The organism is Nonomuraea sp. GTA35, from assembly GCF_041950525.1.
Lineage (GTDB): Bacteria > Actinomycetota > Actinomycetes > Streptosporangiales > Streptosporangiaceae > Nonomuraea.
In genome coordinates this window covers 486,894-511,473 of the sequence record NZ_JBGNUV010000007.1, presented here as the reverse complement: position 1 = coordinate 511,473, position 24,580 = coordinate 486,894, and the positions used below count along the sequence as shown (strand labels likewise).

Below are 24,580 nucleotides of genomic sequence, written 5' to 3'. Positions count from 1 at the left end.
TGGTCAACGGGTTCTACCGGCTCACGCGGGGCACGTTCGCGCAGTTCGGGATGGCGCTGCCGTACCCGGAGCGGGCCGTGGACACCGTGCTCGCCCAGGCCCGCGACCCCCGCTACTTCGGCCCGGACACCGGCAACGCCTGCAATGTGCTCGACGTCATCCACCCCCTGTGGCTGCTCGGCCGGCAGACCCCGCACCGCAGGGCGGAGGGCGAGGCGTGGGCCAGGGAGCACCTCGCCCGCGCGCTGGGCGGCTGGCACGACGGCGCCGGGCTCAGCTTCGCGCTGAGCGGGGGGAGCGGCGCGGCACGCACGCCCGGGCTTCAGGGCACGGAGATGTGGCTGGCCATCATCTGGCTGCTGGCCGACTACCTCGGGATCTCGGACACCCTCGGCTACCGGCCCCGGGGGATCCACCGCCCGGAACCGGCGATCAGGTATCCGGCCTAGGCGGCCGGCGGCACGGTGAGCGCGGCCGCCATCGCCTGGTGGCCGGCCGCGCTCGGGTGCAGGTGGTCGCCGCTGTCGTAACGGGGCAGCAGGCGGGCGGGGGCGGCGGGGTCGCGGAGGGCGGCGTCGAAGTCGGCCACCGCGTCGAACGCGCCGCCTTCCCTGATGAACGCGTTGACCGCCTGCCGGGCCCGTTCGCCCTCCCGGGTGTGGTAGTCGGCGCCCGCGAACGGCGTGATCGTCCCGCCGATCACGCGGACCCCGGCCGCGTGCGCCGAGGCCACCATGCGGCGGTACGCGGCGACGAGGTCGCCCGCCCGCGCGCCCGCGCCGAGGTCGTTGACGCCCGCCTGGACGATCACCGTGCCGATGCCCGGCTTGGTCAGCACCTCGGCGGTCAGCCGCGCCTCGGCGGGCCGTCCCGTCCCCGCCGCGAGCACCTTCCCGCCCGACACACCCTCGTTGAGTACCGCCACCCCCGAGAGGTGGGCGAGCAGGTCGGCCCAGCCGTGGCCGGTCTCCGAGCCGACGCCGACGGTGAGCGAGTCGCCGAGCGCCGCCACGACGGGCACCGGCTCGGGCGTGACCACGGTCAGCGCGTCGAGCCAGTGCCAGACCGCGACGGGCTCGACGTACGCGCCATCGCCCTCGTCGGCGGCATGATCGCCCGGGAGTGACCGGTAGGCGGGCGAGACGGCAGGCTCCCACGCACCGGCGGACGGCAGAGCGCCGCACCCGCCCCAGGCGCCGGGTTGCGCATCGGGCGCGTCCGGCGCGGCGGCCAGCAGCAGATCAGGCGCATCCGGCGTGGCGGCCAGCAGCACGGGCGCGTCCGATGTGGCGGGTAGCAGCACATCGGGCGCGGCGGGCAGCGCGGCAGGTGGTGGGTAGGCCGGGGCGGTGGCGCGGTTGCGGCCCGTCAGCGTGTCGCACTCTCCCCGCACGTACACGCTCACCGCCAGCCGCCGCCGTCCCGCCACGCGCCCGGCCACCGGATCGCTGAGCACCGTCTCCCCGGCCCCCACCGTCACCTCGGCACACCCGCCGAACGTCACCTCCCGGTTCGACCCCGGCTCCAGCGCGGCCCCCGCCCGAGGCACCCCCACGCACACCCGCCCGAACGTCACCGCCCGCCCTCCGAACGCGTTGGTCAGCCGCACCCGCAGCCCGGCCCCGCCCACGGAGGTACGCACCACGTTCCGCACGGTCACGTCACGCAGCCGAGCCCCGAGGGCCTCCGCGGCGGCAGCCCAGGTGGTCACCGCACGGCCGCCGACCGTCACCAGGCCGAGGTGAACGAGTACCGCCCGGACCCGACCCGGCACACCAGCGCCGACCCGGTCCACCCCACCCCGGTCACGGGCTCGCCGGACTCGCGCACCGACGACGCGTCCGTGGTGGGCACGTGCACGGTGGCCAGGGCTCCCGGCGGGATCCGCACCGACAGCCGCAACTCGCCGCCGTCGATCTCCCACCGGCTGGCCAGCCGCCCGAGCGGCGTCTCGTACGCGGCCGACGCCCACCGCAGGGCGCCCCCGACCAGCGGCCGGATCCGGGGACGGCGGAAGCCCACCGACCCCTCCTCCTGCCCGAGCCCGGCGACCCCGCCGTACAGCCACGCCCCGACGGAGCCGAGCGCGTAGTGGTTGAAGGAGTTCATGGCGACGGGGCCGAAGCCGGTCTCCTCCGTCCACCCGTCCCACCGCTCCCAGATCGTGGTGGCCCCCCGCTTGATCGAGTACCCCCACGACGGGTACCGGTCGTCGTGCAGCAGCGCGTAGGCCAGGTCGGCGTGCCCGTGCGCCGACAGGACGGGGCCGAGCAGCGCCACCCCGGCGAACCCGGTGGTCAGCCGCCGCCCCCGCCGTTCCAGGTCGGCCACCAGGTGGGCGACGGCGGCGGGCACGAGGCCGGCGGGGACCAGGCGGTGCGCGAGCGCCAGCAGGTAGCCGGTCTGCGTGTCGCCGGTGACGCGCCCGTCGGCCGAGACGAACTCGCGCGCGAACGCCTCCCCGATCCGCTCCCGCAGCCCCGCGTACCGATCATGGGCCGCGGTGTCGCCCAGCACGGCGGCGGCCCTGGCCGTCAGGTCCGCGCTGAGCGCGAAGTAGGCGGTGGCGAGCACGTCCCGGTCGGTGCGCACGTCCGCCTGCAGCCAGTCGCCGTAGTGGCTGCCGACCCGGTTCCGCCAGATGAGGCCGGGATTGTGGCGTTCGACGTGGTCGACCCAGCGGCGCATGCTGGGCAGGCTGTCGCGCAGCACCCGCTCGTCCCCGTACACCTCGTACAGGTGCCACGGCACGATCGTGGCGGCGTCGCCCCAGGCGGGGGTGCCGTGCCGTTCGGTGATGACGTGCGGCACGACGTCCGGCACCGCGCCCTCGGCCGTCTGGGCGCAGCGCAGGTCGGCCAGCCAGCCGGTGAAGAACGCCGCCACGTCCGCGTTGTAGCAGGCCGTGGGCAGGAACACCTGCGCGTCGGCCGTCCAGCCGAGCCGCTCGTCCCGCTGCGGGCAGTCGGTCGGCACGGAGACGAAGTTGTCGCGCTGGCTCCACCGGATGTTGCTCATGAGCTGCCGCACCATGGCGTCCGAGCAGGAGAACTCGCCCGCCACCGGCGTGTCGGAATGCATCGCCCGGCCCACGACGCCGACGTCGGCGTGCCCGGTGACCTCGACGTAGCGGAAGCCGTGCACGGTGAAGCGCGGCTCGTACGTCTCCTCCGCCCGGCCTGCCGTCACGTAGTGGTCGGTGGCCTCGGCGGAGCGCAGGTTGGCGGTGTAGAGGCCGCCGTCGTCGGTGAGCGCCTCGCCGTGCCGGAGCGTGACGCGGGTACCGGGCGCGGCGCCGCGCACGGTCAGGCGGACGCGGCCGGCGATGTTCTGGCCGAGGTCCACGATCGTCCTGCCGTCCTGGACGCGGATCTCGACCGGTTCGAGGTCCTGCGTCACCCGTACGGGCTCGGCCACGGACGGCACGAGCACCGCGAGGCCGGTGTCCGCGACGCGGGCCGGGGCCCAGGAGGAGTCGTCGAAGCCCGGCAGGTCCCAGCCGCCGAGGTCGAGGCGGGCGTCGTACCACTCGCCCATGAGCAGGTCGGCGTAGCGCAGCGGGCCGGTGGTCTCCCGCCAGCGCTCGTCCGTGCCGATCACGGTGCGGGAGCCGTCCGCGTGCTCGGCCACGATCTGGGCCAGGAGCTGCGGGTGCCGGCCGTAGCGCTGGGCCTGCTGCCGGCCGTCCCAGCCGAGGCTGCCCGACCACCAGCCGTCGGCCAGGATCGCGCCCACGCACAGCGGCCCGTCCCCGGCCAGGTCGGTGACGTCGTACACCTGGTACGGGACGCGCTGCCGGTAGTCGGTCCAGCCGGGGGTCAGCTCGCCGTCGCCGGCGCGGTGGCCGTTGACGTGCAGCTCGTACAGGCCGCGGGCGGTGACGGCGATCCGTACGGCGGTGGCCGGGGGCAGGTCGACGACGCGCCGGAAGTAGCGGGGCGCGGGGAGGTGGGCCGTGCGGACGGTGCGGGGCTCGCGGTCGTCCGTGGGCGGCTCGAACGGCGGCTCCGTCTCCGGGTCGTGCTCGATCCAGGCGGCCCGCCACTCGTCGGCGTGCAGCACCCCGGTGTCGAACCACGACCGTGCCGACCCGCCGTCGCGCACCTCGACCCGCCAGGTGTAGCGGGCGAACGACACCAGCGGCGCCCCGCCGTAGTCGGCGCTCACGTCCTGGCCGTCGATCCAGCCGCTGTCCCAGGCCAGGGCGCCGCCGGGGCCGTGCACGGTGACGCGGTGGGCGGCGGGGGCGTCGCCACGCCGGTCGGAGGCCAGCCGCCAGGCCAGCCTGGGCGTGCGGGTGCCGATGCCGAGCGGGGTGCGGCGGTGCTCGCAGCGCAGGTCGTACGGTGTCAGCTCCGGGGCGTCCGGAGGCTCGGGCAGCGACCAGTCGTCCGGCATGATGTTCACCACGTCCACTCCTTCGCGGGCCGGGCCAGCTCGTAGTTCCGCCGGGGGGCGGTGGGGTGCACCTTGCGGCCGCTGTACATGGGGCGGGCGGTGCCCTCCGGGCTGATGCCGATCACGTCGTCGCCGCGCCAGCGCACCTGGTACTCCCGGCCGGCCGCGACCTCGGTGCTGGTCGTCTCGGGGACGGGGAAGGTGACGGTGACGCGCTCGCCCGCGCGCGGGGCGGGGATCGACAGGTAACCGTCAGGGGCCCACGCCCCGGCCTGGGTGCCGTCGAAGCCCTCGGTGCCGCGGATCACGCGGACCTTGGCGTACCCCGCCCAGTCGGGCACCCGCATCCGCAGCTCCGGCAGGTCCTCGTGCACGTCGAGGTCAACCCGGCCCTCGTGGGGGAGGTGGCTGAGCACGGTGACCTGCTTGGTGGCCCGGGTGAGGAGCAGGTTGATCCGGTTGCCGGTGACGATCGAGTTCCACCCCCAGAACAGGCCGCGGACGCCGGAGCCGACGCAGCACGCCTGCACGTCGGCGGTGTGGCCGCGGCCCAGCTCGACGTCGCAGACGAAGTCGTTGGGCGCGCCGTAGCCGGCGAAGGCGCCGCGTACGCGCTCGCCCACCCGTACGTGGGTCGTCCAGCCCGGCTCGTCGCCGGAGGAGTCGGGCGCGGACTCGACCCAGCTCAGGTCGAGGAGCTGCGACTCCACGAGGTGGTTGCGCAGGAACCGCTCCACCACGCCCCAGTACGCGCTGTGCCCGGACCCGGCCAGCGTGGTGCCGGTGCCGATGAGGTCGACCAGCGAGCAGCTCTCGTGCTCGTACCGCTGGTCGGCCAGGTCGCCCGGGGTCCAGCCGAACGCGGTGGCCTGGCCGAGCGCCCAGTCGTAGCTCCTGCGCACGAACGCGGTCAGCTCGTGGTCGCCAGTGTGGTGGGCGTAGCGGGCCAGCCCTTCGAGGGTGCCCAGCCGGGTGTGGAAGTGGCCGCTGCGGTAGGCGCGGGCGGCGTTGAAGCTGCCGTCCTCGTGGAACACGCCGCTCTTGTGCACGATCAGCCGAGCGAACCACCCGCACAGCTCCAGCGCGTCCTCGTTGCCGGTCGCCTGGTGGTAGCGGAGCAGCGGCATGATCAACCGGCCGCTGAACGAGGCCGGGTCGGGGGCCAGGTGCAGCGCGACGGCGTTGGGGGAGGGCCAGCCCTCGGGGGTGTACTCGGAGGCGGGGTAGAACCACACGTCCCGCTCCTTGATGGCGATCCGCTTGAGGGCGGCCACGTGCCGGTCCACCAGCTTCCTGGCCTCGGGGTCGCCGTCGGAGACGAACCACGTGGTCAGCGACAGCAGCACGGCCCGCTGGTCGATGAGGTTGGCGTTGGCCGGCCAGCCCCGCTCGGGCCTGGCCTGCCGGTAGCTCAGCCCGTCGGCGCCGAAGAAGCCGATGAGCCTGGTACGGAAGCCGTCCTCGACCTCCCGCCAGGTGTCCTTGCCCGTCATCTGCCTGGCCAGCAGGCAGGCGTCGAGCAGCCGGCCGTGGCTGGAGCCCCAGTCCCAGTCGCCGTGCTGGAGCGTGGCCGGGCGGGCCAGCAGGTCGGCGCTGAAGTACGGGATGCCGCCCATGCCCGCGTCGGGCAGCCCGGCCACCGCGTTCATCGCCAGCTCGGCCCGTTCCTCCAGCAACACTGTGTCGGGAATCTCCGGCATGCCAACACCTCATAAATATTCAAGGTCGCATAAACTGCCCATTCAGCGTCCTTCGCTTCCGGCGTCCGCGTCAAGATCTGTATAAATATTCATGTCTTGTTGGATATGTAAGACTGAGGCACGATGGCCGCATGAGCGATGATTCGGTGGTGCGGCCGCGCCCGGAAGCGGCAGTCACCCTGCGACCCGCCTCCGGAGCGCGGATCGAGGGCGGGTTCTGGGGCGAGTGGCAGCGGGTCAACCGCGACGTGACGATCCCGCTGGGCGGCGAGCGGATCCGCGAGTCCGGCGCGTTCGCCAACCTGGAGGCGGCCGCCCGCGGTGCCGGAGGGGAGCACCGCGGCAAGGTCTTCGCCGACTCCGACGTCTACAAGTGGCTGGAGGCGGTGGCCTGGGAGCGCGGCAGGGCCGACGGCGGCGAGCTCGCGCGGTCGTACCAGGAGGCCGTCGCGCTGGTCGCGGCCGCCCAGCGCCCGGACGGCTACCTGCACACCCACACCCAGCTCACCGGCCGCGAACCCTACTCCGACCTGGCATCCAGCCACGAGCTCTACTGCGCCGGCCACCTCATGCAGGCAGCCGTCGCCGGCAGCCGCGCCCTCGGCGACGGCACGCTGCTGCGCGTGGCGACGCGCTTCGCCGACCACCTCGTCAAGGACCTGCCCGCCGGCGCGCTCGACGGGCACCCGCAGATCGAGACCGCCCTGGCCGAGCTCTACCGCGAGACCGGCGCACGCCCCTACCTCGACCTGGCCGCCCGCATGGTCACGGACCGGGGCCGGGAGAGCCTGCCGCTCAAGGGCCACCACGGCCCCGGCATCCGCCAGGACCGGGTGCCGCTGCGTGAGGCCACCACGGTCGAGGGGCACGCGGTCCGCGCCATGTACCTGGCCGCCGGAGCCACGGACGTCGCCGTCGAGACAGCCGACGGCGACCTGCTCGCCGCGCTCGCCCGGCAGTGGCGCGACATGGTGGCGACCAAGACGTACCTGACCGGAGGGCTGGGCTCCGTCTGGTACGGCGAGCAGTTCGGCGGCCCGCACGAGCTGGCCCCCGAGACCGCCTACTGCGAGACCTGCGCCGCCGTCGGGAGCGTGCAGTGGTCCTGGCGCATGCTCCTGGCCACCGGCGAGCCCGCCTTCGCCGACCTGATGGAGCGCACCCTCTTCAACGCCGTCCTGCCCGGCATCTCCCTCGGCGGCGACCGCTTCTTCTACGTCAACGCGCTGCGGGTGCGCGCCGGCGCCAACCCCGACGACCGCCGCGCCGCCGCCAGGGGCCGCCAGGACTGGTACGGCACCGCCTGCTGCCCGCCCAACGTCATGCGCCTGCTGTCCTCGCTCGGCCACTACCTCGCCACCCGGGACGCCGAGGGGGTCCAGGTCCACCTGTACGCCCCCGGCACGATCCGGACGGGGGACGTGCTGCTGGAGGTGGAGACCGACTACCCGTGGGACGGGCGCGTCGAGCTCGTGGTCCGGGAGACGCCCGATCGCCCGTGGACGCTCGCGCTGCGCATCCCGGCGTGGGCGGACGGGGCCGGTGTGGAAACGCGGTCCGGCGCGGACGGGCGGCCGGTCGCGTCCGGCGCGGGCGGGCGACCGGTCGAAGCCGGCGGGTATCACCGTGTCCGGCGCGCCTGGCGGCCCGGTGACCGGGTCACGCTGGACCTCGCCGTCCGGCCCCGCCTGACCGTCGCCGTGCCCCGCCTGGACGTGGCCCGCGGCCAGGTCGCGGTGGAGCGCGGCCCGCTCGTCTACTGCCTGGAGCAGGCCGACCACCCCGGCGTCATCGTGGACGACCTGTGCCTGGCCACGGACCCCGGCCTGCGCGACGGGACCCCGACGACGGGCCTGCCCACCGGGGTGGTGCCGGTCACCGCCCGGGGAAGGGCGCACGTGCACCGCGCGGACGACGCGGGCTTCCCGTACCGCACCGCGGGCGCGCCACGGGAGCCGGAGCACGAGGGCCCGGTCGGCCTCACGTTCGTGCCGTACTACACCTGGGCCAACCGCGGCACCGGCCCGATGACGATCTGGGCGCCGATGCACTGACGCGACCGCAAGCCTTCCGAAGGCCCGTCACACCCGCAGGACGGTCCACCGCGTCCTTGGCGAACTCCTGGCCGGTCGCCTGCGTGTGCTGGCCGTACAGCTCGGCGACCTCATCGGCGGTGAAGTCGCCCAGGCGCAGCGACTCGGCGACGATGTTGAACGGGCTGCCCGAGTTGGACCGGCCGGATTCGCCGCCCGAGGCGACCTCGTAATCGCGCAGGCCGCGCAACCCGCACAGCACCACGGACGCGGGAAACGGATGGCCCTCGTGCCGGGCGTTGTGGCCGTCACGGAGCTGGCTGAGGATGCTGACCAGGCTGTTGCCCTGCAGGGCGTCGATCTCGTCGAGCAACAGCACCACCCGGCGCGGGCAGCGGCGGCACCACGCGCTCAGCGCGGAACCGAACCGGCTGCCCGGCGTGACCTCCGGCCAGGAATCCGGCGGCAGCAGCTTCTTCGGCCATCCCGACCGTTCCGCGGCCTCGCGGAGGGAGTCCAGCAGAAGGGACTCCGCGACCGCGTAGTCGTCGCCGGCCGCCTTGGCGCGCTCGCAGGAGAACATCAGGGCGGCGATGTCGCCCTCAGCGGTCAGCTCGGAGGCCAGGCTGCGCAGCGTGGTCGTCTTGCCCGTCTGCCGGGGCGCGTGCAGCACGAAGTAGCGATCCATCTCGATGAGCACCCGCGCCTCGGGAAGCCGCTGCGCGGGGGGCAGCATGTAGTGGTGCCGCGGCCCGCAGGGGCCGGTGGTGTTGAAGTACTTCGCTCGGGGTGGCCGCATGGTCACAGTCTGCCACTGGCCTCCGCCGGGCGCCTGAAATGCCGCTAGCCGACCGTGACCCCGGTGATCGACAGGCCCTCGACGTCGGCGGCCACGTCCGCACGCGACACCCGGGCGAACGAGCTGTCCCTGATCGTGACGTCCCGCAGCGGCTGCTCCGGATAGCCCCGCAGCAGGTACGCGCTGCGCGTACGGTCGCTGCGCACCCCCGCCACGTGGATGTTGCGGATCGGCGGCGGATCGTCGCCGTTGTGCCCGTCGCCGTGGTAGAGATCGATCGAGACGGCCTCCTTGGTCAGCTCGCTGATCTCCACGTCGCGCACGAAGACGTTCTCCACGAAGCCGCCGCGCACCGAGTTCGTCTTGATGTAGAGCCCGAAGTAGAGCCCTTCCCCGCCCCAGCGGCAGCGCTGCACGAACACGTTGCGGATGCCGCCGGTGGTGTCCGTGCCGATCGCGACGGATCCGTACCGGTAGCGCATCTCGCAGTCCTCGATCAGCACGTCCTCGCACGGCACCCCGACCCGCCGCCCGTCAGGGCCGCGACCGGCCTTGATGGCGATGCAGTCGTCGCCCACGTCGAACACGCAGCCGGAGATCACCACGGACTTGCACGACTCGGGGTCGCAGCCGTCGTTGTTGGGCCCGCGCGAGTAGATCGACACGTTCCTGACCAGCACGTTCTCGCAGCGCACCGGGTGGATCTCCCACATGGGGGAGCGCACGATGCGCACCCCCTCCACCAGCACGTTCCTGCACAGGTACGGCTGGATCAGGTTCGGCCGCAGGTAGTGGCCGGCGCCGAAGACGCGCTGCTCGACCGGCACCCCCTCGGCGGCCATGCGTTGCAGCTCGGCCCAGTCCTCGTCCTCCCACGGCATGCCCTCCCGGTAGCCGAACTCCGGCGTGCCCACCCACGGCCACCAGTGCTCGGGCCCGGCCGAGCCGTCCAGCGTGCCGCCCCCGGTGATGGCGATGTTCTCCTGGCCGTAGGCGTAGACGAAGGGGGAGTAGTTGTAGCACTCGATGGCGGAGAAGCGGGTGTGGACGGCCGGGAGGTAGTCGGCGGGGTCGGTGCTGAACAGGATCGTCGCGCCCTCCTCCACGTGCAGGTCCACGTTGCTGAGCAGGTGGATCGCCCCGGTGGGGTACGTCCCCGGCGGCACCAGGACGTGGCCGCCGCCCGCCTCGTGGCAGGCCGCGATCGCGGCGCGGAACGCGCCGGTCCACTTCTCCCCGCCGCCGTAGGAGGTCACGTCGAACCAGCGGTCGGGGAACTCCGGCGGGCGCACCCGGTCCCGGAGCTCGTCGGCGTACCGCCAGGCCTCTTCCTCGGTCACGAAGCTCATGCCACCTTCCTCATGCGCAGCGCGTGATACAGGGGCAGCGCGATCACCCAGGACGGGTTCCAGGTGTTCGCCTCACCCGTGCGCTGCCAGTTGGTCTGGAAGAACCCCTCACCCTGCTCGCCCGGCGTCAGGAAGCCCCAGTCGCCCGGCTCCGTGCAGATGCCCTGGCCCATGGCGTGCAGGATCCGGTCCGCCTGCTCCGCGTAGTCGGCCCTGCCGGTCGCCCGGCCGAACTCCATCAGCTCGGAGGTGGGGAAGAACACGTCGAGGTGGTGGTTCTGCACGCTCACCGACGGCCAGCCGCACGCCTTGAAGCCGCGCCGCTCGAACGTGCTGCCCTCGTCGAACTCCGGCGACCACACGTAGACGAACGTCAGCAGCCAGTCGGCCGCCGCCTCCGCCCACCGCGCGTACGCCTCCCGCCCGGTCAGCCGGAACAGCTCGTGGGCGGCCAGGAAGAAGTACATCCCGGCCTCCTTGTCCTCGCCCGAGGCGTCCAGCGTGGCGTGCGCGAACGGCCGCTCGAACGTGGCCGCGTGCAGCCGGTGGTAGTGGCCGAGCACCTCCTCGGCGCGCAGCAGCCACATCCGCTCCCCGCTCAGCCGGTACGCGCCCAGCATCGCCTGCACGCAGGGGATGCCCGCCGCGCTCACCATCGGCGAGACCGGGGTGCCCATCGGGGTCCAGCCGAGCGGGACGACGCCCTCGGGCAGCCTGGTGTGCCAGAAGATCGAGGCGGCGTCCGCCACCGCCTCCGCCCACTCCGGCGGCACCTCCAGGCCCGCGTCCCTGAACCGCAGGGCCAGCGCCGCCAGGTCGGTGATCGTCTCGCCGTGGGCGCGGCTGGAGACGAAGTCCGCGCCGTCCTTGCGGAACATCTCCCAGCTGCCCTCGTCGACCAGGTAGCGGGCGGCGCGCAGGCCGCGCACCGGCGTCGCGCTGCCCTCGACGTAGAAGTCCGCGGCGCGGCGGGCCCGCTCGACCCGCTCCGGCTCGCCCCGCTCGATGCCGAGCAGGGCGTCGCACAGGGCCAGCTTCATGCACTGGCCGGTCCAGCCGTACAGGTACGAGCGGGGGCGGCCGTGGCGGGTGCCCTCGTAGGCGAGGTAGCCGTCGCCGTTCCAGCGCGCGTCCATGGCGCCCGTCTTCAGCCGGACGATGTCGTCCGCCGAGAGCGGTCTGGCGGGCTCGTCGCGGTAGAGCCTGGTGTGCACGAGCGTCCTGAAGCCGAACCCGCGCGGCTCCACCGGGCCCCAGTCCAGCGTGTGGCGGGTGGTGATCGTCTCGCCCGGGGCCAGGTCCCGGTAGCCGATCGGGCGGTCCGCCACCTCCGCCTTGCTGACGTAACAGACGTCCGGCTCGCCGTCGAACATGATCACGCCCGTCAGGGCGGCCACGGTCAGCCCGGGGGACCGGACGACGCCGAGCGAGCCGTAGGTCACCCTGCCGTCGTGGCCGCGGGTGGCCTCCGGGTGGGCGAACAGGCTGACGTAGCGGCCGTCCCAGGCGGCGTTCACGGCGGGGACGGGGAGGCGGTGCTCCTCGGCGACGTACGGGATGCGGGGCACCTTCCTCGCCGGGTCGGAGGAGGGGTTGTCGTTGTAGAGCACGCCCGGCATGGTGACGTGGGCGTCCTGGGTGGGGAGGGGGAGCAGGAGGCCGGCCGCCACGTCGGTGATCGCGGCGCCGGAGTCGTTGCGCCAGGTGGTGGTGAGGGTGAGCAGGCCGTCCGGGGTGAAGGCCAGCTCCAGTCGCGCGCTCAGCCCGCCGGCCCGCGCCGTCACCACCACCGTCCCCCGCTGGAGGCGCACGGTGCCCGGTTCGGCGGGTTCGACGCGCCACGGGCGGCCCGCCGAGGCGGTGAGCAGGCCGCGCAGCGGTGCCCGCAGGTGCGGGCCGGCCGCGTCGCGACGGCCGAGCCGCATCTCGGGGCCGCCGGGGCCCGTCACCACCTCGACGAGCTTCCCGCCGGGCTCGGCGATGGCGGCGAGCACGCCGGCGGGCGTGGACTCGCGTACCGGCGTCATGGCACCCGCCGCAGCCGGACGGCCTGCCCGACCGTCCCGGGCAGCGGGACCTTCACCGCCGGGCCCTCCTGGACCCCGTGCGGCGTCACCGTCATCTCCCACGTGTCGATCACCTCGACCTCGTAGCGCCCCTCCGGCACGTCGTACTCGCGCTGCGGGAACCGATGCTCGCCGCAGAACTCCAGGTAGAACTCCCCGGGCAGCTCCAGCATCGGCGCGTCCCTGTCCCGGTACCGCGCCTGCTCGGGGATCGCGACGAGCACCTGGCGCAGCAGCCGCAGCCGCGGCACCGCCTCGCCGACGAGCGTCCCGCCGCTCTGCGACCAGGTCAGCCCGTCCTCGTCCAGGTACGACTCCCCGTGCGTGACGCACCGCCGCCGCACCGCCCCGTCCCAGGCCTGGGTCACGACCTCCTGCGGGGTCAGGCTCAGCCACGGATCGGGCGCGTCGCCCTCGTAGCCGCACATGTCCATGACGACCGGCTTGTGGTGGTCGCGCGTCTGGACCCACGCGTCGCGCGGGCTGCGCGCGGTCACGCTGCCGTGCGTGAAGCCGCGCCGCCACAGCAGCGGCGAATCGGCCGGGACGGTGATGGACAGCGGATGGTGGCCGGGATCCTCCTCGGCCACCAGGTCCGCCAGCCGCACCCAGTCGTGCTCGGAGATGCCGGGCAGGCGCGCGGGGTCGGCCGACAGCGACCACCACACGTTCGGGTGCGCCGCCAGGCGGGGGACCACCTCCTCCAGGTAGCGCGTCGCGGCCGCCACGTCGGCGATGCCGTCGTCGGGGTGCAGCAGCACCAGCTCGGCGGTCACCCCGATCCCGGCCAGCTCCGCCACCCGCTCCTCCAGCGAGTCGAGCGTGCACCGGCCGGCCAGCGCCGCCATCCGCACCCGGTCGAAGGGGGAGGCCTGCAGCGTGGCGAGCGTCCGCGCGCGCCGGTTGGCGCCCTGCAGGTGCCAGGCGAGCGCGGTCGTCGCCATCCCATCGATGATCATGGTGCAACCCTCGTCATCCGCAGCGCCAGGTACGGTCGGCGCGGCAGCGCCACCCGCGCCTGCTTCCGGTACGCGCCGTCCACCGGGGTGATCGTCATGTTCCAGGCGTCGATCAGCTCGACCTCGTAGGCGCAGCCGTCGTCGGGCAGGTCCACCGTGACGGAGGCCGCCTGCCGCCGCCCCAGGTACCGCAGCAGCACGCCCTCGTGGCGCGCCTGCATGACCTGCCGCAGGAAGGCGATCCTGGCGGGGCTCTGCCCGTACAGGCCGCCGCCGTTGCCGATCCAGGCCCGCTCCTGGAAGCCGGACAGCGACTCGCCGTGGCCCACGTAACCGCCGCGCGCCATGCCCTCCCAGAAGCGGTCCACCAGCTCCTCGCCGGTGACGTTGCCCCAGCGCCTGCCGATGTTCCCCTCGTAGCAGATCTCGTCGAGCACCACCGGCTTGGGGCAGGCGCGCAGCCACTCGTCGGTGGGGGTGACGTCCCAGTGCTGGATGCTCTGGTGCGTCACCCAGGGCTTGGTGAAGTCGTACAGGGTCGCGACCTCGTACATGCGGGTCCCGTTGTGGATCGAGCGCAGGTGCTCGTACGGGTCCAGCCGGGCGATCGTGCGCAGGATGTCGTCCCAGTCCTCGACGGTCTTGGCCGTGTTGAAGTCGTACTCGTTGGCGGCCGACCACCACACGTTGCGGTAGGCGGCCAGGCGGGCGATGACGTGCCGCAGGAAGGCGTGGTCGGCCTGCTTGCCCATGTCCTCGATGCCGCGCCGGCCGAAGTCGTAGGGGTGGAAGAGGATGATGTCGGCCTCGATGCCGAGGTCGAGCAGGTCCCGGACGCGGGACTCCAGGTGGCGGAAGAAGATCGGGTTGAACCGGGTCTTGTCCAGCCCGTCCGGGTCCTTCCCGGCGAACGGCACCTGCGGCGGCGTCATCGCGCCGGTCGGCAGCACGCACATGCGCAGCTTGTTGAAGGGCGAGGCGGCGAGCGTGCGCAGCGTCTGCCGCTCGCGCTCCTCGTCCATGTCGTGCGTCCAGTGGTAGGCGGTGGTGCCGAACGGCAGGTACGGCGTGCCGTCGGCGTACTCGAACGCGGTGCCGGACGCGCGCACGGGGCCGTGGTTGCCCTCGGACGCGGGCGACACCTCGAAGGCGCCCGCGTGGCCGTCCAGCTCGGTCACGTTGCTCACGGTGGTGTAGCTCCACGGACCCACCGCGTCCGGCATGAACCGGACGCGGTAGACGCCGTCGCCGTCGTAGAAGCCGTCGGCCTCGACGATGCGATTGCGGAACTGGAACCGGGCCGACAGACGAACGTCAGCGAAGGGGTTGCCGTCGGACGGCCCGGCCAGCTCGATCTCGTGGACGCCCCAGCGTTCCACGGTGGGGGACAGTGTTACCAATCCTTCCCTGCGGCGGCCTGCGCCTTGATGTAGTTGGGGATGTCCTGCTGCTCGGAGACGGCCAGCGACTGCTCGGGCGTCATGCCGTCACGCAGCACGTGCTGGCGGAAGACCGACCACAGCGGCAGGTCCCAGAACTCGGTGTTCTGGTAGTTCGACACCGCGGCGTTCTCGCCCCAGTAGACGGCCGAGGTGTCGAGGTTCGCCAGCGCGGGGACGCCCTTGCCGAAGTTCGACACGACGCCTTCGGTCTGCAGCACGGCCTTGATGCCCTGCTTGGAGATCTCCGTCTGGGCCTCCTCCGACACCAGCCACTTCACGATCCGCAGCGCCTGATCCTTGTGCGCTGCGGACGGCGGGACGAACGCTGCCCGCGTGTTCGGCTGGTAGATGGTCGTGGAGCCGCGCTTGAGCACCGGGATCGCGGTGACCCCGATGTCGACGCTCTTGGCCTGCTCCTTGAACGACTCCTCGTCGCCGTCCTCGATGAACAGCTCGTTGCCGGCGTACATGTTCAGCCGCGACACCGTCTCGACGGCCATGGCCAGGTGGCCCGGCTGGCTCATGTCGCCCTTGAAGAAGTCCGTGACGGTGGTGAACTCGTTGCGCGGGATCGTCAGGAAGCGGTACAGGTTCTCCACGTACTGCTTCCAGCCGTCACCGGTGATGCTGACCTTGACCTCCTCGGGCTTCGGCTCCTCGCCCGCCGTCGGCTGGAACGGGTAGAGGCCGGCCTGGTTGAACTCGAGGTACTGGTCGGGGTGCTGCATGTAGCCCTTGTAGTGGTCCAGGCCGTCGTCCCTGGTCAGCTTCTTGGCCAGCTTGTACGCCTCGTCGTACGTCATGCCGGGCTTGGGATGCTGCACCCCGAACTTGTCGAAGATCTTCTTGTTGTAGAGCAGCACGTGCTCGTCGATGAACAGCGGCACGCCGTAGATCCCGCCGTCGGAGCGCGACCTGGTCAGCTCCACGGCGGCCTTGTTCAGCGTGTTCAGGTCGATGCCGGCCTTCTGGAGGTCGGCGGTGAGGTCGCCGACCCAGCCCATCGGCTCCAGGTCGCGGTCGATGCGGGACTTGGGGTCCTCGATGATGATGTCGGGGGTGACGCCCGCCTTCTTGAGGTCCTCGTACCGCACGGGGAGGTCCCACGTCGCGTACTTGATCTTGATGTCGGGGAACGCCGCCCGCAGCTTGTTGCCGATGATCTCGTCGAAGACCCGGGTGCCCTGCCGGGACTCGTCGACGGTCGCCTCGAACGGCTTGTAGTTGGCGGCGAAGATGAACAGCTCGTCGTCGCAGACCTGGAACGGCAGGTTGTACTTGTTCCCCACGTCCTTGCAGGCGGCCGCCGAGGCGTTGGCGGGCACGGCGGTGACGGACAGAGCGAGCGCCAGCAGCGCGATCCCACGAACCTTGCTCATCATTCACTCTCCTTGACGGGGGAATAGCTGCACTGGCGCACGACATCGCGCCGGACGCCGTTCTTGAACTCGGTGATCGTGTGCTCGGGCCAGTTCGAGAGCAGGCCCACCGCGTTGCGCAGGTATTCCTCGTTGAAGACCACGTGCCGGATGTTGTTGCGGTTGTAGGAATAGACCAGGTGGATGAAGCCGTCGGCGCTCTGGGTGAGCACCGGGTAGGTGAACTGCGGGCCCGACTGGGCCTCCACGTCCACCGAGTGCTCCCACGTGCGCCCCTTGTCCGGCGAGAGCGACAGGCGCATGGGGGAGCGGTGCTCGACCCACGGGTTGTAGGCCAGCACGAGCTTGCCGCTGTCCAGCTTCAGCGCGGCGACGCGGGAGTTCGGGTTGCCGATCGGCTCGGCCGCGGGAGCGCTCCACGTGCGGCCGAAGTCGGTCGACTCGCTCTTGTAGATCGCCTTGTCGCCGGTCCGCATGTACGCGGCCAGCCGCCCCGGCTCCACCTCCACCACGGTCGGCTGGATCGAGCCCTCCGGCGTGCGGATCCAGGCCCCGGTGTCCTCCGGGTACGCCTTCCACGTGCTCAGGTCCTGGCTGAAGACGTAGAAGCCGGAGCTGGAGTTGGCCTCGTCGTAGATGGGCAGCAGCACCTCGCCGTTGGACATGCGGATCGGGTTGGTGCCGACCATCCAGCCCCACTCGGAGCGGATGACGGTGGGCTCGCTCCAGGTGTGGCCGCCGTCGTCGGAGGTCTTGAGCCGGATGGAGGCCTGCTCCCAGCCGTGCCCCTCGATGACGACGTAGAACAGGTAGACCCGCTTGCCGTCCGACCACAGCACGGGGTTGCCGTCGGCCTTGCCCGGCTCGTCGACCACGACCTCCGGCTTGGACCAGGTCTTCTTGCCGGTCGCCAGCCGCGACAGGTAGAGCGCCTGGTTGGCGGCGCCCTCCGACGTGCCGCCGTAGTAGACCGTCAGCATGTCACCCGTCGGGGCCTGCGTGACGGCCGCCGCGTGGACCTTGGGGACGTTCGGGTCGGGGGCCGCCACGTCCTGGCGGCAGGCGTACGCGCCGGTCGGCGCCACCTGCACGTCGCCGTCGCCGTGCGCGCCTGACACGTACGAGGGCACGCCGACGGCCACCGCCAGGGTGCCGTATAAAAGGCTCTGCCGAATTTTCATGAAGCGTCGATCTCCAGATACTTGATGGTCTTCCGCAAATAGGAGAAGGCGACGTCCAGCCGCCCTTCCCGGCCGTCGGTGACGCTCGGATAGGAATAGCCGAGCTCGCTCTGCCAATATTCGGAGTCGGAATCCTGCAGTACGCGCCGGTGCGGCCAGTTCGCGCCGCCGTCCTCGGAGACGGCGACGACCAGGGGGGTGCGCAGCGCCTTCTTGCGCCGTTCCCCGTTCTTGGTCACCCACCTGAACTGGTCGCGCTCCAGGCTCGCGTCGTTGTAGACGAGCGCGAGCCGTCCGTCGCCGAGCCTCGTGAGCTGGACGGAGGAGTCGTTGTTCGGCAGTTCGGTCCGCGTCGGAGCGGACCAGGTGCGGCCGTCGGAGGAGGTGGAGGCGTAGATCCGCCCCGCCCGCCGGTCGCGGAACATCGCCAGCAGCCGCCCGTCGGGCCGCCGGGCGATCGTCATCTGGACCAGGTCCGCGCTCCCGGGAACCTGGTGCTCGGTCCACGTGCGCCCGCCGTCAGCGCTGACCTCGGCCACGCTGTGGTCGCCGCCGGCGGTGCAGTGGTAGGCGGGCAGCACCCACGCGCCGTCGTCCAGGACGATCGGCGGGTGCCGCACGAAGATTCCCGGCTCGGACAGCAGCACGCGCGGCTCGCTCCACGTGCGGCCGGCGTCGGCCGAGGTGCGGGCCACCACGTGCGCGGTGGTCTGGTCGTGCGGCTCCATGGAGGTGTGCAGCAGCCACACCAGCCCGCCGCCGTCCTCGAACAGGACCGGGTTCTGCTCGCTGCGCAGCGGGTCGGCCGCCACGAGCAGCGGCTCCTGCCAGCGGTCGCCGGTCAGGCGCGAGACCACCACGTTCGTGCCGGGATCGCCTTCCTGGGGGCCGCTGAACCAGGCGCACAGCAGCTCGCCGCCGCGCGTGCGCAGCAGGTTGGCCGCGTGGTTGTCGGGGCCGTGCGGCGCCGGCAGCAGCGCCTCGCGCGCGCCGGCCAGCACGGCGGACGGCCGCACGATGCCGTCGAAACGGGGGTCGGTCATACGTTGACCACCGGGTCCTCTCGTACGTCGGGATCGGGGACGCCGCGCAGCTCCAGCTCCTCGGCGAAGTGGCAGGCCACCCGCCGGCCCCGCACCTCGCGCAGCGGGGGCCGCTCGGTGCGGCAGGTGTCCCTGGCGTACACGCAGCGGGGGTTGAACGGGCACCCGGGCGGCACGTGCGCCGGGTCGGCGATGTCGCCCAGCAGCTTGATCCGCTCGCGGTGCCGCTTGGCCGCGGGATCCGGGTCGGGCACGGCCGACAGCAGCGCCTCGGTGTAGGGGTGCAGGGGCCGCCCGTACAGCTCCTCGGTCGGGCCCTGCTCGACCACCCGGCCCAGGTACATGACCGCGACCACGTCCGCGACGTGCTCGATGATGCCCAGGTCGTGGCTGACGAACAGGAAGCCGAGGTCCGACTCCTCCTGCAGGTCCATGAGCAGGTTGAGGATCTGGGCGCGGACCGACACGTCCAGCGCGCTGACCGCCTCGTCGGCGACGACCAGGCGGGGCGAGAGCGCCAGCGCCCGCGCGATCCCCACCCGCTGCCGCTGACCGCCGCTGAACGCGTGGGGGTAGCGGTTGGCGTACTCGGGGCGCAGGCCGACGCGTTCGAGCAGCTCGCCGACCCGGGCGTCGATCTCCTCCTTGGTGCCGACCTGATGCACCCGCATCGGCTCGCCGATGATCTCGCGCAGGGTCTTGCGCGGGTTGAGCGACGAGTGCGGGTCCTGGAAGATCATCCGCACCTCGGCCCGGTACGGCTTGAGCTCCTTCTCCTTCAGCCCCGCCACGTCGATCACCGAGCCGTCGGGCCGCCGGTAGAGCATGCGCCCGCCGGTCGGGTCGTGCGCCCGCACGATGCACCGGCCCAGCGTGGTCTTGCCGCAGCCGGACTCCCCGACCAGGCCGAGCGTGGTGCCCGCCGCGATGTCCAGATCGACCTCGTCGACCGCCTTCACCGTGCCGACCTGCCGGCCGAGCAGGCCGCTGCGGATGGGGAAGTGCTTGGTCAGGCCTTCGATCCTGAGCAGGGGTTCCTTGCTCACTCGTCCTCCTCGTAGAGCAGGCAGGACACCTCGCGGTCGCCCACGGGCAGCAGGCGCGGCTCGACCGCGTCGCACCGCCCGGCCACCACGTGGTCGCAGCGCGGGTGGAAGAAGCACCCGTCCGGCCGCGCGTACGGGGGCGGCACCATGCCTTTGATCGCCGTCAGCCGCCGCTGCCTGGCCCGCCCCAGCCGGGGCATCGAGCGCAGCAGCGCCTGAGCGTAGGGGTGGCGGGGCGCGGCCAGCACCTGCTCGGCGGAGCCGTACTCGACCACCCGCCCCAGGTACATGACGGCCATGCTGTCGGCGACCTGCGCCGCCACCCCGAGGTCGTGCGTGATCAGCATGATGGCCATGCCGAACTCGCCCTGCAGGTCCCGCAGCAGCTCCAGGATCTGCGCCTGGGTGGTGACGTCCAGCGCGGTCGTCGGCTCGTCGGCGATCAGCAGGCTGGGGTTGCACGCCAGCGCCATCGCGATCATGGCCCGCTGCCGCATGCCGCCGCTCAGCTCGAACGGGTAGGCGTCCACCCGCCGCTGCGGCATGGGGATGCCGACCCGGTCGAGCATCTCGATCGCGCGCCTGCGGGCCTCGGCCTTGCCGACGTTCTCGTGCAGCCGCACCGCCTCGACGATCTGGCTGCCGATGGTGTGCACGAGGCTGAGCGAGGCCATCGGCTCCTGGAAGACCATCGCGATGTCGTTCCACCTGATCTGCCGCAGCAGCTTCGTATCGGCGCCGACCAGCTCGACGGGGCCGCTCTCGCGGTGCAGGGTGATCTTGCCGCCCTCGATCTGCCCCGGCGGGTCCACCAGGCGCAGGATCGAGCGGGCCATGACGCTCTTGCCGCAGCCGGACTCGCCGACGATGGCCAGCGTCTCGCCCCTGCGCACCTTCAGGTTCACGCCGTCCACGGCGCACACCACGCCGTCGTCCATGAGGAAGTGCGTGCGCAGGTCCTCGATCTCAAGCAGCACGTCGTCTGCGGGCACGCCTGCTCACCTTCCTGTTTCCGTGTTGATGGTCGCGCTCGCTTGACGCCCTGCGCGGTCACGCCAGAAGGGCTTCCTTCTCCGGGCTCGGCTCGCCGCTCCGTACGGATCGGCGGCGTCTCTCAAGCCGTCCCCGAAGAAGTTCATGGCGACCACCACGACCACCACCGCGACGCCCGGCGCCAGCAGCCACGGCGCGTTCGCCACGACGCGCACGTTCTGCGCGCCCTCCAGCAGCACGCCCCAGCTCACGGCGGGGGCCTGCAGGCCCAGGCCGAGGAAGCTCAGGCTGGTCTCGCCGAGGATCATGGCCGGGATGGCCAGTGACAGCGAGGCGATGATGTGGCTGGCGAAGGACGGGATCATGTGCCGGAAGATGATCGACAGCCGGCCCACGCCGTCCAGCCGGGCGGCCGTGACGAAGTCCTCCTCGCGCAGCGACAGGAACCGCCCGCGCACGTCCCGGGCCAGCCCGGTCCACCCGATCAGCGACAGCAGCACCGTGATGGCGAAATATCGGGTCAGCGGCCCCCAGTCGGTGGGGAGCGCGGCCGACAGCGCCATCCACAGGGGCAGCGTCGGGATCGCCATCAGGAACTCGATGACCCGCTGCACGACGTTGTCGACGGCGCCGCCGAAGTATCCGGAGATGCCGCCGATGAGCATGCCGAGCAGGAAGCTGGCCGCCACCCCGACCAGGCCGATCGACAACGACACCCTGGCGCCGTGGATCAGCCTGGACAGCAGGTCCCGCCCGTTCTGGTCCGAGCCCAGCAGGAAGAACGGCTCGCCCTGCTGCACGGGGCCGATCAGGTGGATGTCGGACGGGATCAGGCCGAGCAGCTTGTACTCGTCGCCGTGCACGAACAGCCCGACCTCGATCACCTTGGCCGGATCCTCGGTGTAGCGCTGCTCGAAGGTGTCCGGGTCGCGCTCGGTCGTGTAGCCGTACACGTGCAGGCCGTGCTCGCCGGAGAAGTGCAGCACCTGCGGCGGCGCGTACGTCATGGACGTGTTCGCGGTCGAGCTGGACATCGGCGCGAAGAACTCCGCGAAGATCGCCACGAAGTACACCGGGATCAGGATCGCCGCGCCGGCCATCGCGAGCCGGTGCCGCCGGAACTGCCGCCACATCAGCCGCCACTGCGGCAGCGTCCCTGCTTCCTTCGTCGTGGGTCGCCTGAGAAACATGCGGCGCTACTCTCTCTTGTACCGTTTGCGAATTCGCGGGTCCCACCACGCCAGCGCCAGGTCGCTCATCACGGTGCCGACCACGGTGAGCAGGCTGAGGATCATGATGAAGCTGCCGACCAGGTACATGTCCTGGTTCATGACCCCGCTGAGCAGCAGCGGGCCGCCGGTCGGCAGGCTCATGACGACCGAGACGATGGTCTCCCCGCCGATCAGCCCCGGCAGCAGCCAGCCCACCGTGCTGAAGAACGGGCTGAGCGACATCCGCACCGGGTACCTCAGCAGCAGCTTCCACTCCGGCAGCCCCTTGGCCCTGGCCGTGTGCACGTAGGGCCGGTAGAGCTCGTCGAGCAGGTTCGCCCTGGTCACCCGGATCATGCCGGCCGTCCCGGAGACCGCGATGACCGCGATCGGCACCCAGAGATGGCCGAACAGGTCGAGGACCTTGCCCAGGTTCCAGGCCGCGTCCTGGAACTCCGGTGAGAACAGCCCGCCCACGCTCTGCCCGAAGTAGCGGAACCCGACGTACATGAGGACCAGCGCCAGCATGAACTCGGGGACCGCCATCCCGATGAAGCCGAGGAAGGAGAAGCCGTAGTCGCCCCAGGAGTACTGCTTGACCGCGCTGTAGATCCCGATCGGGAACGCGATCGCCCAGACCAGGAGCAGCGAGGCGATCGACAGCACCGCCGACAGGACGACCCGCTCGCCGATCAGCGTGGCGACCGGCTGGTTCCAGGCAAACGATTGACCGAAGTCGCCGTGCAGCACGATGGCGGAGATCCACCGCCAGTACTGGACGAAGATTGGGTCATCGAGGCCGTAGCGCTGCCTGAGGTTGGCGGCCTCCGCGGGTGTGATGCCCTCGCCGCCCGAATCCGCGTTCGCGACCAGGGTCGAGACGTAGTCGCCCGGCGGCAGGTTGATGATGACGAACGTGACGATCGAGATCGCCCAGAGCGTCACCACCACGTAGAGGAGGCGGCGGCCGAAGTAACCCAGCACGTCGGCCCCTCAGAGGGAGTACTGCTCGGGCATGGTCGGCCCGGGGTTCACCGGGGCGGCGGCCATGGACTCGGGCACGTTCTTGAAGCTGTTGGAGACGATGCCGTACTCGTTCGGGTACGAGCTGATCCCGATCGAGTAGAACTGCTCCTTGGAGATGCGCACGACCTCCTTGGCGTGCTCCAGCGCCTTGGTGAAGTCGGGCTCGGTGCGCATGGTGGTGAACGCCTCCAGCTGCTTGCGCACCTCCTCCGGCGGCTCGTCGCCGCTCTTGCCCTTGCTGCCGTACCACTGGGCCCAGCGGATGGCGTAGCGGGCGCTGCCGGAGTTGCTCGGCACGTAGTAGTGGTCGCCGCCGGTGCCGGTGATCACGTCGAAGTCGCTGCACGTGTACGCGGACGCCTGCGGGTTGTTGCCCATCGTGCGCTCGTCGTACAGCGTGGACGCCACCGGATCGACCCGCAGCCCGACCCCGACCGCCTCCCAGTCCTTCTTGACGAACTCCAGCGCCTGGACGTGGTGGGGGAACTCCGTGTCCGCCATGACCGTGATCATCAGCGGCTTGCCGTCGGGGCCGAGCCGCTTGCCGTCGGCGTCCTTCTCGGTCAGCCCGGCCTTGTCCAGGAACTCGTTGGCCCTGGCGACGTCGTACTCCGTGTACTGCTTGGCGAAGTCCGCGTCGTAGAGGGCGTTGGCCTTGGAGGGCGCGCCCTGCCAGGGCTCGCCCTGGCCCGCGTACACGCCGTCGATGATCTGCTTCCGGTTGATCGCGTACGACAGCCCGACCCGGAAGTCCTTCTTCCTGAACAGCTCGCGCAGGTTCTCGTCGGAGATGGTCTGGTTGAACTGGATGATCATCGTGTTGCTCAGCCGGCTCTGCACGTCGAACAGCCGGTACTTGCCCTTGGTGGCGTTCTGCGCGACCAGCGGCTTGTTCTCCGGCGTGTTGAAGTTGCGCAGCTGCATGTGGAGCTCGCCGTTCATGATCTTCAGCAGCTCCACCTCGACGTCGCCGAGGATCTCCGACCTGAACCGGTCGATGTAGGGGAGCTGGCGCCCCTGCTGGTCGACCTTCCAGTAGTACGGGTTCCGCTCGGCCACCACCGCCGTTCCCTTGCCGATCGCGTTGCTGATCTTCCACGCGTGCAGCGTGGGGATGTCGGCGTTGTGCGGGACGTCGTTCTTCTGCATGAACAGCTGGGTCCAGTCCTCCAGCTGCTGCTCCTTGGCGAGCTTGTCGGCGTCCGGGTTGTACTTCTTGTGGAACTGCTTGAGGTAGTGCTTGGGCAGCAGGAACCCGCTCGCCCCGCCCCGCTCGAACGTGGCCACCGCGATCTGGAACAGCAGGCCCGCCTTCGGCTCCTTGTAGACGTAGCGGACGGTCCGCTCGTCCACCTTCTCGACCTTGACCCGCTCGGTGGTGCTGCCGTTCTCCAGGTAGAGGTCGTAGATGCCGGTCGTGTGCAGGTCGTGGTAGGTGGCCACGTCCTCGAAGGCGAACAGCATGTCGTCGGCCGTGCAGGGCTGCCCGTCGGACCACTTCAGGCCCTCGCGCAGGCGGAAGACGTATTCCCGGCCGCCGTCCTTGACCTCGAACTCGGCGACGTTGGGGATGATGTCGTCCGGGCCCTTCTGCCCGTTGGTGCCGGGCTTGAGCCGGACGAGGGGCTCGTAGAGCGTGAAGATCAGCCAGTCCCAGTCGTCCTCGCCGACCAGGGCCGAGTTCCACGTGCCGCCGTACCTGCCGGGCTCCTGCAGCGGGGTGACGGTCAGCGGGTTCTTCGGCAGGCGCTGCTCCAGCGGCGGCAGCTTGCCGGCCTTGACCAGCTCCGCCAGCGCCGGCGCCTCCTTGGCGGACATGTCGGCGGCCTGCGCCGCGCCGGCGGCGCCCGTGTCCGGGCTGGTGTCGAAGAAGCTGCAGCCGCTCGCCGTGGCGAGCGCGAGCAGTCCCCCGCCGCGGAGCAGGCTCCTCCTCGTCAACGCGTGCTCTGTCATGG

Annotated in this window: 17 protein-coding genes; 1 reads left to right on the top strand and 16 read right to left on the bottom strand. The window is 71.6% G+C overall.

From position 1 onward, the window contains the following. Window positions 1-445: 445 nt before the first annotated feature. From ACBJ32_RS31620 to ACBJ32_RS31610, 3 genes are read right to left on the bottom strand one after another with little or no spacing between them, the layout of a single operon-like run. Window positions 446-1,711 (bottom strand): GDSL-type esterase/lipase family protein, encoded by a 1,266-nt coding sequence (locus tag ACBJ32_RS31620; RefSeq protein ID WP_375129822.1) that lies wholly within the window; start codon window positions 1,709-1,711, stop codon window positions 446-448. Window positions 1,712-1,728: 17 nt separating this feature from the next. Continuing rightward, on the bottom strand, window positions 1,729-4,410 hold the full coding sequence (locus tag ACBJ32_RS31615) for a family 78 glycoside hydrolase catalytic domain (RefSeq protein ID WP_375129821.1): 2,682 nt from the start codon (window positions 4,408-4,410) through the stop codon (window positions 1,729-1,731). Continuing rightward, window positions 4,404-6,098 (bottom strand): hypothetical protein, encoded by a 1,695-nt coding sequence (locus tag ACBJ32_RS31610; protein WP_375129820.1) that lies wholly within the window; start codon window positions 6,096-6,098, stop codon window positions 4,404-4,406. The genes ACBJ32_RS31615 and ACBJ32_RS31610 overlap by 7 nt, the downstream gene beginning before the upstream one ends. 131 nt (window positions 6,099-6,229) lie before the next feature. Here ACBJ32_RS31610 and ACBJ32_RS31605 point away from each other — a divergent pair, with 131 nt between their 5' ends. Then, window positions 6,230-8,152 carry a glycoside hydrolase family 127 protein gene (locus tag ACBJ32_RS31605; protein ID WP_375129819.1) on the top strand — a complete coding sequence of 641 codons (1,923 nt, stop codon included), beginning with the start codon at window positions 6,230-6,232 and terminating at the stop codon, window positions 8,150-8,152. On the opposite strand, the gene ACBJ32_RS31600 is transcribed toward ACBJ32_RS31605, so the two are convergent. From ACBJ32_RS31600 to ACBJ32_RS31540, 13 genes are read right to left on the bottom strand one after another with little or no spacing between them, the layout of a single operon-like run. After that, complete coding sequence (locus ACBJ32_RS31600; RefSeq protein ID WP_375129818.1) at window positions 8,079-8,930, bottom strand: ATP-binding protein; 852 nt, start codon at window positions 8,928-8,930, stop codon at window positions 8,079-8,081. The genes ACBJ32_RS31605 and ACBJ32_RS31600 overlap by 74 nt on opposite strands. A 44-nt stretch (window positions 8,931-8,974) precedes the next feature. Beyond that, the gene (locus ACBJ32_RS31595; RefSeq protein ID WP_375129817.1) at window positions 8,975-10,279 is read right to left on the bottom strand and encodes a glycoside hydrolase family 28 protein; all 1,305 of its coding nucleotides are present in this window, start codon (window positions 10,277-10,279) and stop codon (window positions 8,975-8,977) included. Beyond that, window positions 10,276-12,306, bottom strand: coding sequence for a hypothetical protein (locus tag ACBJ32_RS31590; RefSeq protein WP_375129816.1), 2,031 nt, complete (start codon window positions 12,304-12,306; stop codon window positions 10,276-10,278). Before ACBJ32_RS31590 ends, ACBJ32_RS31595 begins: the two co-directional genes overlap by 4 nt. Then, window positions 12,303-13,304, bottom strand: a complete 1,002-nt coding sequence (locus tag ACBJ32_RS31585) for a DUF5605 domain-containing protein (RefSeq protein ID WP_375129815.1) — start codon at window positions 13,302-13,304, stop codon at window positions 12,303-12,305. The genes ACBJ32_RS31590 and ACBJ32_RS31585 overlap by 4 nt, the downstream gene beginning before the upstream one ends. Further along, window positions 13,301-14,683, bottom strand: a complete 1,383-nt coding sequence (locus ACBJ32_RS31580; protein ID WP_375129814.1) for a DUF5060 domain-containing protein — start codon at window positions 14,681-14,683, stop codon at window positions 13,301-13,303. Before ACBJ32_RS31580 ends, ACBJ32_RS31585 begins: the two co-directional genes overlap by 4 nt. A 14-nt stretch (window positions 14,684-14,697) precedes the next feature. Then, entirely contained in the window at window positions 14,698-16,125 is a 1,428-nt protein-coding gene (locus ACBJ32_RS31575; RefSeq protein ID WP_375129813.1) for an ABC transporter substrate-binding protein, read from the bottom strand. Then, on the bottom strand, window positions 16,125-17,306 hold the full coding sequence (locus tag ACBJ32_RS31570; protein ID WP_375129812.1) for an exo-alpha-sialidase: 1,182 nt from the start codon (window positions 17,304-17,306) through the stop codon (window positions 16,125-16,127). Before ACBJ32_RS31570 ends, ACBJ32_RS31575 begins: the two co-directional genes overlap by 1 nt. After that, window positions 17,303-18,349 (bottom strand): exo-alpha-sialidase, encoded by a 1,047-nt coding sequence (locus ACBJ32_RS31565; RefSeq protein WP_375129811.1) that lies wholly within the window; start codon window positions 18,347-18,349, stop codon window positions 17,303-17,305. The genes ACBJ32_RS31570 and ACBJ32_RS31565 overlap by 4 nt, the downstream gene beginning before the upstream one ends. Further along, window positions 18,346-19,395, bottom strand: a complete 1,050-nt coding sequence (locus tag ACBJ32_RS31560) for an ABC transporter ATP-binding protein (RefSeq protein WP_375129810.1) — start codon at window positions 19,393-19,395, stop codon at window positions 18,346-18,348. The genes ACBJ32_RS31565 and ACBJ32_RS31560 overlap by 4 nt, the downstream gene beginning before the upstream one ends. Next, a complete protein-coding gene (locus ACBJ32_RS31555) occupies window positions 19,392-20,387 on the bottom strand; it encodes an ABC transporter ATP-binding protein (protein WP_375129809.1) in 996 nt (331 codons plus the stop codon). The genes ACBJ32_RS31560 and ACBJ32_RS31555 overlap by 4 nt, the downstream gene beginning before the upstream one ends. A gap of 6 nt (window positions 20,388-20,393) precedes the next feature. After that, window positions 20,394-21,578 (bottom strand): ABC transporter permease, encoded by a 1,185-nt coding sequence (locus ACBJ32_RS31550; RefSeq protein ID WP_375129808.1) that lies wholly within the window; start codon window positions 21,576-21,578, stop codon window positions 20,394-20,396. A gap of 6 nt (window positions 21,579-21,584) precedes the next feature. Beyond that, the gene (locus ACBJ32_RS31545) at window positions 21,585-22,583 is read right to left on the bottom strand and encodes an ABC transporter permease (RefSeq protein WP_357871488.1); all 999 of its coding nucleotides are present in this window, start codon (window positions 22,581-22,583) and stop codon (window positions 21,585-21,587) included. A 9-nt stretch (window positions 22,584-22,592) separates the two neighbouring features. Then, window positions 22,593-24,578, bottom strand: coding sequence for an ABC transporter substrate-binding protein (locus ACBJ32_RS31540; RefSeq protein WP_375129807.1), 1,986 nt, complete (start codon window positions 24,576-24,578; stop codon window positions 22,593-22,595). Between the last annotated feature and the right edge of the window lie 2 nt (window positions 24,579-24,580).